11 protein-coding genes are annotated in these 12,326 nt (G+C 63.7%); 5 read left to right on the forward strand and 6 right to left on the reverse strand.

Features of this window, described 5'->3' with window-relative positions; genetic code table 11:
* Window positions 1-222: 222 nt before the first annotated feature.
* Complete coding sequence (locus HNQ95_RS05950) at window positions 223-1,026, reverse strand: MipA/OmpV family protein (protein WP_182573669.1); 804 nt, start codon at window positions 1,024-1,026, stop codon at window positions 223-225.
* A gap of 228 nt (window positions 1,027-1,254) precedes the next feature.
* Here HNQ95_RS05950 and HNQ95_RS05955 point away from each other — a divergent pair, with 228 nt between their 5' ends.
* Window positions 1,255-1,821: an HdeD family acid-resistance protein gene (locus HNQ95_RS05955; protein WP_246340597.1), complete on the forward strand. Its 567-nt coding sequence runs from the start codon at window positions 1,255-1,257 to the stop codon at window positions 1,819-1,821.
* Between the two features lie 13 nt (window positions 1,822-1,834).
* Here the strand turns inward: HNQ95_RS05955 and HNQ95_RS05960 are convergent, their stop codons facing one another.
* Both HNQ95_RS05960 and HNQ95_RS05965 read right to left on the reverse strand, forming a co-directional pair.
* Entirely contained in the window at window positions 1,835-2,818 is a 984-nt protein-coding gene (locus HNQ95_RS05960) for a bifunctional riboflavin kinase/FAD synthetase (protein ID WP_182573668.1), read from the reverse strand.
* 8 nt (window positions 2,819-2,826) lie between these two features.
* A complete protein-coding gene (locus HNQ95_RS05965) occupies window positions 2,827-3,687 on the reverse strand; it encodes a TIGR01459 family HAD-type hydrolase (RefSeq protein WP_182573667.1) in 861 nt (286 codons plus the stop codon).
* A gap of 266 nt (window positions 3,688-3,953) precedes the next feature.
* On the opposite strand from HNQ95_RS05965, the gene HNQ95_RS05970 reads away from it, so the two are divergent.
* Window positions 3,954-5,933 (forward strand): TadE/TadG family type IV pilus assembly protein, encoded by a 1,980-nt coding sequence (locus HNQ95_RS05970; RefSeq protein ID WP_067963383.1) that lies wholly within the window; start codon window positions 3,954-3,956, stop codon window positions 5,931-5,933.
* 82 nt (window positions 5,934-6,015) lie between these two features.
* Here HNQ95_RS05970 and HNQ95_RS05975 read toward each other — a convergent pair whose 3' ends face one another.
* The 3 genes from HNQ95_RS05975 to HNQ95_RS05985 all read right to left on the reverse strand — a co-directional run bounded on the left by HNQ95_RS05975 (window position 6,016) and on the right by HNQ95_RS05985 (window position 9,335).
* Window positions 6,016-7,557 (reverse strand): DHA2 family efflux MFS transporter permease subunit, encoded by a 1,542-nt coding sequence (locus HNQ95_RS05975; RefSeq protein ID WP_067963388.1) that lies wholly within the window; start codon window positions 7,555-7,557, stop codon window positions 6,016-6,018.
* A gap of 168 nt (window positions 7,558-7,725) precedes the next feature.
* Window positions 7,726-8,868: an HlyD family secretion protein gene (locus HNQ95_RS05980; protein ID WP_067963391.1), complete on the reverse strand. Its 1,143-nt coding sequence runs from the start codon at window positions 8,866-8,868 to the stop codon at window positions 7,726-7,728.
* The gene (locus tag HNQ95_RS05985) at window positions 8,865-9,335 is read right to left on the reverse strand and encodes a MarR family winged helix-turn-helix transcriptional regulator (protein WP_067966777.1); all 471 of its coding nucleotides are present in this window, start codon (window positions 9,333-9,335) and stop codon (window positions 8,865-8,867) included. The genes HNQ95_RS05980 and HNQ95_RS05985 overlap by 4 nt, the downstream gene beginning before the upstream one ends.
* 171 nt (window positions 9,336-9,506) lie before the next feature.
* On the opposite strand from HNQ95_RS05985, the gene HNQ95_RS05990 reads away from it, so the two are divergent.
* From HNQ95_RS05990 to groL, 3 genes are all read left to right on the forward strand, one after another.
* Complete coding sequence (locus HNQ95_RS05990; RefSeq protein ID WP_067963393.1) at window positions 9,507-10,121, forward strand: DsbA family protein; 615 nt, start codon at window positions 9,507-9,509, stop codon at window positions 10,119-10,121.
* Window positions 10,122-10,280: 159 nt separating this feature from the next.
* Entirely contained in the window at window positions 10,281-10,577 is a 297-nt protein-coding gene (gene groES, locus HNQ95_RS05995) for a co-chaperone GroES (RefSeq protein ID WP_018427182.1), read from the forward strand.
* A 64-nt stretch (window positions 10,578-10,641) separates the two neighbouring features.
* Window positions 10,642-12,294 carry a chaperonin GroEL gene (gene groL, locus HNQ95_RS06000; protein ID WP_067963396.1) on the forward strand — a complete coding sequence of 551 codons (1,653 nt, stop codon included), beginning with the start codon at window positions 10,642-10,644 and terminating at the stop codon, window positions 12,292-12,294.
* Window positions 12,295-12,326: the final 32 nt, after the last annotated feature.

Here is a 12,326-nt window from a genome sequence, read left to right on the forward strand (position 1 = left end):
CATCTTGCCCGGCAAAGCTGCCACGGGCGTTCAACTGTCATGATCTGGAAAAGGCGCCGGTAGCGCGCAGGCAAAAAGTCCCGGACTTGCGGACAGCCTCAGGCCACCCGGAAGGCCGGGCCTGTAATTCGTATCGACGTCGCAAAGACGGGCGCGAAAAATCTCATGGCCGCGCTTTTAGCGGAGCCGGAGCGCGGAATAAAGCGCCTAATTCGCCTGATATCAAAGGTTGAAGTCGAAGCGGTAGCTGGTCGACACGCCGATCGTCAGCTGGTCGCGCGAGCCGCGCTCCCTGACGATGGTCGAATCGGCCGCCGGCCCCATCAGGCGCGAATACTCGGTAAACAGGCTGGCGGTGACATTGTCGGTCGCCTTCCAGGTGACCGCGCCGCCGAGACCCGCCGAGCGCATGCCGCTGCCGGGATTGTACTGGCTGATGCCGGAAGCGGCGGCTTCCTGGGCGCTGACGCCGTAATAAGTGTCGAAATAATCGTTGGAGGCAAAGGACACACGCGGGCCACCCGAGACCCGGATTTCGGGGGTGACGTCGTGGAACGCATCGACGGCGATGTCGGCGACGATGCCGCTATGGGCGCGAATGCCATGCCGGACCTCGGCGCGGGCGCGCATCCAGTCGGTCGGGTAGAATTCGAAGAAGCCACCGACCTCACCGCCCCAGCGCACGTCGTGCAGGCCCTGCAACTCGTGCTCGGCGTCGCGGCCGAAGATGATCTTGCCGTTCAGGCCGGCGCGGACGCCGCCATCGTCGATCAGCGCCAGGGAGATGTTGTCGTTGCGCGAGGAAAAGCGCACCTCATTGCCTGCCTTCCCCAGCGAAATGATCGGCTGGGCGCTGAACAGATATTTCTTGGAGCCCTCGAAACGGGGCGCGACCATGCCGGTGGCGCCGAGCGTCAGGTACCAGTCGCCGGAGAGAAAGCCGAATGCGCCCTCGCCGGCGGTTGCCGGAACCGTCACCAAGGCAAGCGCGGAGGCTGCCGCCAAAATACGAGCGAAACTAGGCATCACAACCCCGCGTACACGAAACACACCCAACAGGACACCCCCCGGGTTTGGCCCAACTCGGTAAAATTTGATTTAATTTCTAGCCCTGGCACAACATTGGCCCACGCCCCGACGAAACCGGAATGCCGAAACCGGAATGCTGGACGGATACAACCGCCGGTACTAGCGTTGGCGGTGTGGCCGGAGGTCACGCAACTGAAGCAGGCAACTTTTCAGGAGAAGGGACCGATGGCAATTTCCGATCAAATGCCGCAAGGCGACATCGCCGCGTTGCGCTCCAAATGGGGCTGGTTCGTGCTTTTGGGCGCAGCACTCACCGTTCTCGGGATCATCGCGGCCGGCAACCTGTATATCGCGACGGTGACCTCGGTCTACCTCGTGGGCTGGCTGATGATCCTCGCCGGCGTCTTCGAGATCGTCCATGCCTTTGGCGTCAAGAGCTGGGGCGGCCTGCTGCTGTGGCTGCTCGGCGGCGTGCTCTACATCGTCGCCGGCTTCCTCACCTTCAACAATCCGCTGTTGGCATCCTCGATCCTGACGCTGTTCCTGGCGGCCAGCCTCGTCGCCTCGGGCCTGATGCGCATCTGGATGGGCATCAAGGGCAGAGGCCTGCTCGCCAGCTGGGGCTGGATCGTCGCCGCAGGTGTCGTGACATTGCTCGCAGGCATCGTCATCGCCATCGGCTGGCCGGTGAACAGCCTGATCGTGCTGGGCGCCTTCCTGGCGATCGACCTGATCTTCCAGGGCATCGGCTACATCGCCTTCGGCTTCGGCCTGAAAAGCGCCAACGCCTAGCGCTTTCGCATTTCTAGAACGCGATGGCCTGGTCCAGTTCGGAGAGGGGGCGCACGCCCTGGAGCAGCGCCCTCGCCTCGGCCTCGTCCTGTTTCATCTGGACGACGAGGGCGTCGAGGCCTTCGAACTTGACCTCGCCCCTGAGGTAGCCGAACAGCGACACCGAGGCGATCTCGCCATAGAGGTCACCGGCAAAGTCGAAGACGAAGGTTTCGAGCAGCGGCGCCAGATTGTCGCCCACCGTCGGACGGCGGCCGAAGCTGGCGACGCCGTCAAACAGCGTTCCGTCGGCGCGACGGAAACGCACGGCATAGATGCCTTCCTTGAGACCGCTCTCCGAAGACAGCCGCATATTGGCGGTCGGAAAGCCCAGGGTGCGGCCCAGTTGCGCCCCACCGAAGACCTCTGCTTCGACCGTGTAGCGATAGCCGAGCAATCCGGCCGCTTCCGCCGCCTCGCCCCTGGACAGGAGTTCGCGGATCCGGCTCGACGAGATGATCTCGGTGCCTTCGTCGCGGAAGGCGTCGACAAGGGTCACGCCGAAGCCGTGCCGCTCCCCCGCCGCCATCAGGAAAGCCGGTCCGCCCTGCCGGTTCTTGCCGAAATGGAAATCGAAGCCGGTGACGACGTGGCTGATGCCGAGGCGCTGCTCCAGGATGGAGGTGACGAAATCCTCGGCCGACAGGCCGGCAAATTCGCGCGTGAACGGCGTTTCGACGACACCGGCAAAGCCGAGCGCCTCGATCAGCCGCGCCTTGACCGGCGGCGGTGTCAGGACGAACAGCGGCACGTCGGGCCGGAACACTTTGCGCGGATGCGGTTCGAAGGTCAGCACCAGTGCCGCCACGCCGCGCCGCTGCGCCTCTTCGAGGGCGCGCTCGAGCACCGCCTGGTGGCCGCGATGGATGCCGTCGAAATTGCCGATGGCAACGACGCTGCCGCGCAACCGCTCCGGCACCGGCTCTTCCCCCGAAATGCGAAGAAAGCTCTGTGTCATCTTGGCGCTTACCGCAGCTTCGGAATGGTCGCGACCGGCGAATAGCCATGCTTGTCGAGGAACGCCGCGAGCATGTCAGGATCGGGCGCATGCGCCTCGCCATAGTCGCGGGCATGGATGCCACCCGAGACGTAGAGCACGTCGATGCCGTTGTCGGCGGCACCCTTGACGTCGGTGAACATGCCGTCGCCGATCGCCAGCGCATCAGCCAGCTTGACCTCGCGGCCGAGCACTTCGCCCGCCGCCGCCAGTGCCGCCTCATAGATCGGCCGGTGCGGCTTGCCCGACACCAGCGTGCGGCCGCCGAGCTGGCCGTAGTCACGCGCCAGCGCGCCGGCGCACCAGATCAGCTCGTGGCCGCGCTCGACGACGATGTCGGGATTGGCGCAGATGAACGGCAGGTTGCGCGCGCGCAGGCGGCGCAGCATCTCGGCATAGTCGTCGGGCGTTTCGGTCTCGTCGTCGAAAAGCCCGGTGCAGACCACGACGGAGGCCTCGAACTCCTCGACAAGATCGACATCGAGACCGTCATAGATCGGAAAATCGCGGTCGGGGCCGATGTGGAAGACCCGGCGCGGCCCCGAGCGGATCAATTCGCGGGTGACGTCGCCGGAGGTTACGACACGGTCCCAGGCGCTTTCGGGCACGCCAAGATTGGCGAGCTGGGCGATGACACCGGCGCGCGGACGCGGCGCATTGGTGATCAGCACGACAGCCACGCCCTTGTCGCGCGCGGCCTTGAGTGCCGCAGCGGCTTCGGGGAAAGCATCGACACCGTTGTGGATGACGCCCCAGACGTCGCAGAGCAAAGCCTGATAACGGCCGGTAAGCGCTTCGAGCGACGCGATTGATTGCGGCAAGCCTGCCATTTCCTGTCCTTCGATCGATCCCAACGGGAGACTTTGGCTGAACGGCCAAGCAGCCCGGAATTATCCGAACCGGCCCGTCCTGTCACCAGCTTTTGCCCTTGATGCAACTATGCCAGCGACACCGACAGCGTCCCTGCCACGGCAGGTCGGTGCCCGCTTGGTAAACGGGAAGCTAATCTGCAACCGCGACTTGTCGTTAGATTAGGAACCGCAAATTTACCGATTGTGTGCGAATTTACTGGGGTTGAGCTCGGGGACCCCCATCCATGATCCGCAATTTTTTGCGCGACCGGCGCGGTAGCTATGCAATCCTCACAGTCGCAGCAATGGTACCGATCATGGGGGCTCTGGCTCTCGCGATCGATTATTCGGAGATGTCGCGCCAGCGCGAGATCACGCGCAACGCCCTTGACGCCGCCGGCATCGCCACGGCCAGGCGCCTCATCGAAGGCGCCACCGACGACCAGCTCAAGGCCTATGCGAGCGACTTCTTCAAGGCCAATCTCGGTCCGGTGAAGCCGGCGAACACCACACTGGTGGTGACCCTGCCCGGCAACAATTCGGGCGGCGGCACACTGAAGCTCGAAGCCAATCTCAAATATGATCCTTATTTCGTGCCCGCCGCGGCAGCACTTCTCGGCAAGGGCAGCGGGTCGAACCAGATGGAATTTTCCGTCAAGTCGGAGATACGCCTCAAGAACACGCTCGAGGTCGCCCTCGTCCTCGATAATTCGGGGTCGATGAGTTATCTCGGGTCCGGCACCGGCCAGAAGCGCATCGACCTGCTCAAGGCCGCGTCCAAGCAGTTGGTCGACAAGATGGCCGACCAGGCCGCCGCGATGAAGCAGATCGACAAGCCGGTGCAGTTCGGACTGGTGCCGTTTGCCGCCTCGGTCAACATCGCGCCCGACAATGACGACCAGTCCTGGATGGATACGAACGGGCTGTCGCCTGTTCATCACGAGAACTTCGACTGGTCGAAGATGACGCAAGCCAACATGACGGCCGCCGACATCGCCCAAATCGGCGAGCGCTTCGCCGAATATTCGGGCGGCATGTGGCGCAAGAAGGGTGCCGGCTGGGGAACCGCGGTCGGCGAGCCGCTCACCAGGTTCAGCCTGTATCAAGACATCATCGCGCAAACCGACCGAGAGGCTGTGCCAAACACCGTCAGGCGGGTTTGCAAGCGCTACAGCAGCGGCAGGTGTCGCGAGTATACCAACGAACCAGAATACGAGTACACGGTCAGCCAATATACCAGTTGGCAGGGTTGCGTCGAAGCGCGCCCGGCGCCCTACAATACCGACGACACGACGGCCACGACGACAAAACCGGAGACGCTGTTCGTGCCGATGTTCGCCCCCGACGAGGCGAGGCACCTGTGGACCGACCTGGACGATGACGGCATTCCCGACCTCAACTCCGACAACTGGAACTACGACAACGACTGGTGGGCCGACTGGCAGGACACCACCACCAAGCCTCGCCAAGCCGACATGCGGAAGTATTTCCGTGTCAAGCCTTATGATGCGGCGGCCGCGCCTGACGGCAATGGTCCGAACTACTCCTGCACCACCAATCCGATCACCCCGCTGACCGACATCAGCGTGACCGCCGGGAAAGACGCCATCAAGAAGGCCATCGACGACATGGAGCCGTCCGGCAACACCAACGTGCCGGAAGGCACCGCCTGGGGCTGGAGGGTGGTGTCGAGCCCCGCGCCGTTCACCGGCGGCAGGTCTGAATCGGAAAAGGGCAACGACAAGGTCATCATCGTCCTGACCGACGGCGCCAACACCTACAGCTCGTTCGGCGACCAGAGCTATGCCAACAACCGCTCGACCTATGCCGCCTATGGTTATGCCGGCAAGGGCTACAACGGCACCAGCACGTCGCGCATATTCATGGGCACCAGTTCGTCGGTGAGCAAGTCTACCTACACCAGCGACAACTTCCAGGCGGCGATGGACGAGACGATGCAGACGGTCTGCTCCAACGCCAAGGGCGTCAATGCCCGCAAGATCGACGGCCAGGGCAATGACGCCGTCGTCGTCATGACCGTGTCGCTCGACCTCAGCGAAAGCAAGACCGCCGAGAAGAAGGCCATCGACGCGATGAAGGCCTGCGCCTCCTATTCGCGCACCACCATCGGCAAGAAGCTCTACTGGAACGCCACCGGCGCCAATCTGATGCAGGTGTTCAAGGAGATCGCCGACGAGCTGTCGAACCTGCGCATCGTCGGCTGACGACAGCCGCCAAACATGAAAAGGCGCCACCCTCGCGGGCGGCGCCTTTTTTCTTTTCGCTCTTCAAGCGCTGCCGGGCAGTTCAGTCCATATGCGCTGCCGGGGCAGCGCCGGCCGTCGCCTGCCCCTTCGGCTTGCGCAGCAAAAGCGCCAGCGGAATGGCACAGAGCGAGACGACCATCATCAGCTTGAAGTCGTCGATGTAGGAGATCATCAGCGCCTGGATGTTGACCAGGCCGTCGACCTGCGACAGCGCTGTCGGGTTGCCGGCGACCGCCCCCGGTGACAGTGCCATCAGGTTGGGGTTGAACGGCGTGATGTTGGCCGAGAGCTCGGCATGGTTGATCTGGACGTTGCGCGTCAACAGCACCGTGACGATCGAAATGCCGATCGACGAGCCGATGTTGCGCACCAGGCTGAACAGGCTCGCGGCGTCGGTGCGGTATTGCGGCGCCAGCGTCGCAAACGCCACCGTCGACAGCGGCACGAAGACGAGGCCGAGGCCGAGGCCCTGCACGACGCCGGTCGAAACGATCAGGAAGGCGTCCATCTGTGGCGTGAAGCCGGTCATGTAATAGAGCGACAACGCTGTCAAAATCAGGCCGGCGACGACGAGGTAGCGGTTGTCGACCATGCGCACCAGGCGCCCGACAAGCAGCATCGAGATCATCGTGCCGACGCCGCGCGGCGCCATGACCAGGCCGGTGGTGATGGTCGGGTAGCCATAGATGCGGGCCAGCATCGGCGGCAACAGCGCCAGGCTCGCCAGAAGGATGACGCCGATGACGAAGATGAACACCAGGCCGGTGACGAAGTTGCGGTCGGTGAAGATTTTTGGGTCGAGGAAGGTATTCTCAGACATCGCCATATGGACGGCAAAGACCCAGAAGCCTGTGATGGCCAGGCCGAGCTCGATCCAGATCTCGACGGCCGAGAACCAATCGACCTCGCCGCCGCGGTCGAGCATCAGCTGCAGCGCGCCGACGCCTAGGGACAGCATGGCAAAACCGAAGAAGTCGAAGCCGCGCAGGCGCTTGGCGACGGCCGGCAGATAAGCTGCCGAGCCGAGGAAAGCGACGATGCCGACAGGCAGGTTGATGAAGAACACCCAGCGCCAGTTGAAGCTCTCGGTCAGCCAGCCGCCAAGCGTCGGGCCGATGATCGGGCCGACCATGATGCCGGCGCCCCACAGTGCCATGGCCTGGCCGTGGCGCTCCTTGGGGTTGATGTCGAGCAGGAAGGTCTGGCTCAGTGGCACGATGGCCGCGCCGAACAAGCCCTGGAGGACGCGGAACAGCACCATCGTCTCGAGGCTCCAGGCGACGCCGCAGAGCATCGACATGATGGTGAAGCCGACGACCGAGACGAGGAACAGCTCCTTGCGGCCGAAACGGTCCGACATCCAGCCGGTCAGCGGCGTCATGATGGCGGCGGCGACGATATAGGAAGTCAGCACCCAGTTGATGGTGTCCTGGGACGCCCCGAGATCGCCGACCATCGAGGGCAGCGCGACATTGGCGATGGTGGTGTCGAGCACCTGCATCACCGTTGCCAGCATGATGGCAACCGTGATCAGGCCGCGATGCGGCACCTCGGTGAGGGATTTTGCTGCTGACTGGCTCATTCGACCAACCCTTGGGACCCTGTGGTCGTCAAGCGGCGACCAGAAGCCGGAGCGCCGGCCACGTCAGCGCGGCCGGATCCACTTCGAAAATTTCAAATGTGCACTGGGGCAGCGGTTCCGCCGCCCACTTGGATACGAACGGGCTGCTACGCCGCCCCGGGACGGCGCTTACTCCGCCGCCACCGCGTGACCGAAGATGCTGCCGAAGCCGCGCGACACGCCGGTGTCGATCGACACGGTGGCGCTCATGCCGGTGCGCATGGCAAGACCGGCGTCGCCGGCGTCGACCTTGATCCTGACCGGAATGCGCTGGGTGACCTTGACCCAGTTGCCGGTGGCGTTCTGGGCCGGCAGCAGCGAGAACTCGGCGCCGGTGCCGGCGCCGATCGCCTCGACGGTGCCGCGGAAGCTGCGGTCCGGATATGTGTCGAGCACGATCTCGGCTTCCTGGCCGACCTTCATGTGGGTCAGCTGCGTTTCCTTGAAATTGGCCTCGATCCAGGTGTCGCCCGTCTCGACCAGGCTGAACAGTGCTGTGCCGGTGCCGACGAACTGGCCGACCTTGAAGGACGCGGCCTGCGAGACCACGCCGTCGGCGGGGGCGCGGACCGTGGTCTGGGCCAGGTTGAAGGCTGCCTTGTCGCGGGCGGCGAGCGCCGACAGGACGGTTGGGTGCTTGTCGGTCTCGATGTCGGGATTGCCGCCGAGCGCTGCCTTGGCGCTGGCGATGCCCTGCACCGCCGCACTGTGCTGCTCCTGCGCCTTGTCGAGGTCCATGCGGGCCTCGTCGAGCGACGACTTGGTGTTGACGCCCTTGGTGACCAGACCGTTGCTGCGGTCGAACTGCGCCTGGGCATAGTCGAGGCCGCTGGCTGCGACCCGTTCCTGGGCGACCGCCTGGCTGTAGGCGGCGCGCAGCTGCTCTACATTGAGGCGGGCGGCGGCAAGGGTCGCGTCCGACTGGGCAAGCGCGATCTTGTAGGGCTCGGGATCGACCTCGAACAGGACGTCGCCCGTTTTCACCGTGGAGTTGTCCGTGACGTCGACCTTGACGATGCGGCCGGCCGCTTCCGAGGCGATGTTGACCTTGGCCTGGCGCAGATTGGCGTTTTCGGTTTCCTGGTAGCGGCCGCCGGTGACCCAGAAATAGCCGCCGCCGACCACCAAAGCGAGCGGCAAAGCCGCCATCAGCAAGACGCGGCCGCGCTTCTTCGGCGCCGGCTGAGGTGCCGCCGCCTGCTGCGGCACGACCGCCACGCCCTCGAGTTCGACCTTCGTGCTGTTCTCGTTCACTTTCGCCACCGCGTTCATGTCTTCGTCTCTCTCAAACAATTCGCATCCATGGGCTCGCCCGCGGAAAGGTTGTCGACAATGGTGCGCAGGCCATGGACCGTGGCGAGGCGCTGTTCATCGGAAAGTCCCGCCAGCGCCTTCTCGTACACTTCGCCGGCGACCGCCTTGACCTTGGAAAAGGCCTCCAGCGCCTTGTCGGTCGGAAAGATCATCCGCACCCGTCTATCGCTGGCGCCCTGGCGTCGCTCGATCCAGCCGCCCTCCTCCATCCGGTCCAGCAGTCGCGAGACGCTGATCGGTTCGATTTCTAGCAGCTCGGCAAGCCGCGCCTGGGCCACGCCCTCTTCCTTGACCAGCCGGACCAGCAGCCGCCATTGCGCCGCCGACAGACCGAACTCGCTGCCGCGCTGCTCGAAACTGCGGCGCATCAGCCGTGCGGCGTCGTGGATCAGGAAACCCAGCCTGTCGATGCCTTCATTTTTCATGAGCCGCATATATTATAAGCATGCTTATCATTCAAGCGGCGTTTTTTGCATGGCACGCCTGCATTCGCATCCCAGCCTTCACATCATCGTGTGCCGGCCTAGCGATTAGGCGACTGTTAATCATGCGGGCTCATCGTCTAGGACAACGCCACGACAAACAGGATCGATCGCATGCCCGACCGGTCGCCCAACCGGCGTCATATCCTCAAGGCCGTTGCTGCCCTTGGCGCGCTTGCCCCGCTGCCGCTCTGGGCCAATCCGATGCCGAGCGTCGAAGAGGTCGCCTTCGATCCCGACATCCCGGTGCTCGGCAATGCCGACGGCGACGTCACGGTGGTCGAGTTCACCGACTACCAGTGCCCCTATTGCAAGCTGAGCTTCCTGCAATTGTCCGAGGTGATGAAGGAAGACACAGGCATTCGCCTCGTGCTGCGCGACTGGCCGATCTTTGGCGAGGTCTCGCGCAATGCCGCCCTGCTCACCCTGGCCGCAAACAGCCAGGGCCGTTATGCCGACGCCGTGCAGACGCTGATGACCGCCCGCGAAAAGCTGACATTCCGCAGCACCGCCAATCTGCTTGACGAAGCCGGCGTCGATGTCGAGCGCGCCCGCGGCGATCTCCAGGCGAGGCAGGACGTGCTGGTCGGCGTGCTCCAGCGCAACGAGGCCCAGGCCAGCGCTTTGCAGCTCCAGGGCACGCCGGGCTTCCTGATCGGCAAGGCGCTTTATAAGCGCGGCATGACCTCGGACGACTTCCGCAAGGCCATCGCCCGGGCGCGCGCCTAGGCTCCCCAGAAAAGTCGCTGTCGCGAAGCTGTCATTCCCTTGACAGCTGAGGGGTGGCGGACTATCTCAGCGGCACGTTAGCACTCGCTCGAAGTGAGTGCTAACCAAGTCCGGTTCAGCCGGACAGAGGGTTCTCAACAGTTCACCGAGGAAGTTCAAATGGCAAAGTCGAAGTTCCGCCCGCTTCATGACCGCGTGGTCGTTCGCCGGGTCGAATCCGAATCCAAGACCGCCGGCGGGATCATCATCCCGGATACGGCCAAGGAAAAGCCGCAGGAAGGCGAAATCGTCGCCGTCGGCTCCGGCGCGCGCGATGAAGCCGGCAAGCTCGTCCCGCTGGACGTCAAGGCTGGTGACCGCGTGCTGTTCGGCAAGTGGTCGGGCACCGAAGTGAAGCTCAATGGCGAAGACCTTCTGATCATGAAGGAATCCGACATCATGGGCATCATCGGCTGATCGCCTGATATCCGCACCATCCCATCTGAAATTCGGGCCCTAAAGGCCCATCGAGGAGCTTAAAATGGCTGCTAAAGACGTAAAGTTCTCCCGCGACGCTCGCGAGCGCATGCTGCGCGGTGTCAACATCCTCGCCGACGCGGTGAAGGTCACGCTCGGCCCGAAGGGTCGCAACGTCGTCATCGACAAGTCGTTCGGCGCCCCGCGCATCACCAAGGACGGCGTCACCGTCGCCAAGGAAATCGAGCTTGAAGACAAGTTCGAGAACATGGGCGCCCAGATGGTCCGCGAAGTTGCTTCGAAGACCAACGACATCGCCGGCGACGGCACCACGACCGCGACCGTTCTGGCCCAGGCCATCGTTCAGGAAGGCCACAAGGCCGTTGCCGCCGGCATGAACCCGATGGACCTGAAGCGCGGCATCGACCTCGCCGTTGCTGAAGTCGTCACCCACCTCGTCAAGTCTTCGAAGAAGATCAAGACTTCGGAAGAAGTCGCCCAGGTCGGCACCATCTCGGCAAACGGCGAGAAGGAAATCGGCTCGATGATCGCGGAAGCGATGCAGAAGGTCGGCAACGAAGGCGTCATCACGGTAGAAGAAGCCAAGACCGCTGAGACCGAGCTGGAAGTCGTCGAAGGCATGCAGTTCGACCGCGGCTACCTCTCGCCCTACTTCGTCACCAACCCCGACAAGATGGTTGCTGATCTCGAAGACGCCTACATCCTGCTCCACGAGAAGAAGCTGTCGAACCTCCAGGCCATGCTGCCGGTCCTCGAAGCCGTCGTGCAGACCTCGAAGCCGCTGCTCATCATCTCGGAAGACGTCGAAGGCGAGGCTCTGGCCACGCTCGTCGTCAACAAGCTGCGTGGCGGCCTGAAGATCGCTGCCGTCAAGGCTCCGGGCTTCGGCGATCGCCGCAAGGCCATGCTGGAAGACATCGCCATCCTGACCGGTGGCCAGGTCATCTCGGAAGACCTCGGCATCAAGCTCGAGAACGTCGGCCTCAACATGCTCGGCCGCGCCAAGAAGGTGTCGATCTCCAAGGAGAACACCACCATCGTCGACGGCGCCGGCAAGAAGGCCGAGATCCAGGGCCGCGTCGCCCAGATCAAGCAGCAGATCGAAGAGACCACGTCGGACTACGACAAGGAGAAGCTGCAGGAACGTCTCGCCAAGCTGGCAGGCGGCGTTGCCGTCATCCGCGTCGGCGGTGCGACCGAGATCGAGGTCAAGGAGCGCAAGGACCGCGTCGACGACGCGCTGAACGCAACCCGCGCCGCTGTCGAAGAAGGCATCGTTCCTGGCGGTGGCGTTGCCCTGCTGCGTTCGTCGCTCGCCATCAAGGCTGTCGGCGAGAACTCCGACCAGGCTGCCGGCATCAACATCGTCCGTCGCGCTCTGCAGGCTCCGGCCCGCCAGATCGCCTCGAACGCAGGTGCGGAAGCTTCGATCGTTGCCGGCAAGATCCTCGAGAACAAGACGGCTACCTTCGGCTACAACGCCCAGACCGGCGAATATGGCGACATGATCGCCTTCGGCATCGTCGACCCGGTCAAGGTCGTTCGTACGGCCCTGCAGGACGCAGCTTCGGTTGCCGGCCTGCTGGTCACCACCGAAGCCATGATCGCTGAAGCCCCGAAGAAGGACTCCGCCGGCGGCATGCCGGGCGGTATGCCCGGCGGCGGCATGGGCGGCATGGGCGGCATGGACTTCTAAGAAGTCCATAAAGCACGCCCATGAGCTAAAGT

Origin of the sequence: Aminobacter ciceronei (assembly GCF_014138625.1) — a bacterium.
In the GTDB taxonomy this organism is placed as follows: Bacteria; Pseudomonadota; Alphaproteobacteria; order Rhizobiales; family Rhizobiaceae; genus Aminobacter; species Aminobacter ciceronei.

What these genes read in the sequence shown, in the direction of transcription:
- HNQ95_RS05955 (WP_246340597.1), top strand. Translation starts at nt 1,255, where the DNA reads ATGGCAATTTCCGATCAAATGCCGCAAGGCGACATCGCCGCGTTGCGC.
- groES (WP_018427182.1), top strand. Translation starts at nt 10,281, where the DNA reads ATGGCAAAGTCGAAGTTCCGCCCGCTTCATGACCGCGTGGTCGTTCGC.
- HNQ95_RS05960 (WP_182573668.1), bottom strand. Translation starts at nt 2,818, where the DNA reads ATGACACAGAGCTTTCTTCGCATTTCGGGGGAAGAGCCGGTGCCGGAG.
- HNQ95_RS05965 (WP_182573667.1), bottom strand. Translation starts at nt 3,687, where the DNA reads ATGGCAGGCTTGCCGCAATCAATCGCGTCGCTCGAAGCGCTTACCGGC.
- groL (WP_067963396.1), top strand. Translation starts at nt 10,642, where the DNA reads ATGGCTGCTAAAGACGTAAAGTTCTCCCGCGACGCTCGCGAGCGCATG.
- HNQ95_RS05990 (WP_067963393.1), top strand. Translation starts at nt 9,507, where the DNA reads ATGCCCGACCGGTCGCCCAACCGGCGTCATATCCTCAAGGCCGTTGCT.
- HNQ95_RS05975 (WP_067963388.1), bottom strand. Translation starts at nt 7,557, where the DNA reads ATGAGCCAGTCAGCAGCAAAATCCCTCACCGAGGTGCCGCATCGCGGC.
- HNQ95_RS05985 (WP_067966777.1), bottom strand. Translation starts at nt 9,335, where the DNA reads ATGAAAAATGAAGGCATCGACAGGCTGGGTTTCCTGATCCACGACGCC.
- HNQ95_RS05950 (WP_182573669.1), bottom strand. Translation starts at nt 1,026, where the DNA reads ATGCCTAGTTTCGCTCGTATTTTGGCGGCAGCCTCCGCGCTTGCCTTG.
- HNQ95_RS05980 (WP_067963391.1), bottom strand. Translation starts at nt 8,868, where the DNA reads ATGAACGCGGTGGCGAAAGTGAACGAGAACAGCACGAAGGTCGAACTC.
- HNQ95_RS05970 (WP_067963383.1), top strand. Translation starts at nt 3,954, where the DNA reads ATGATCCGCAATTTTTTGCGCGACCGGCGCGGTAGCTATGCAATCCTC.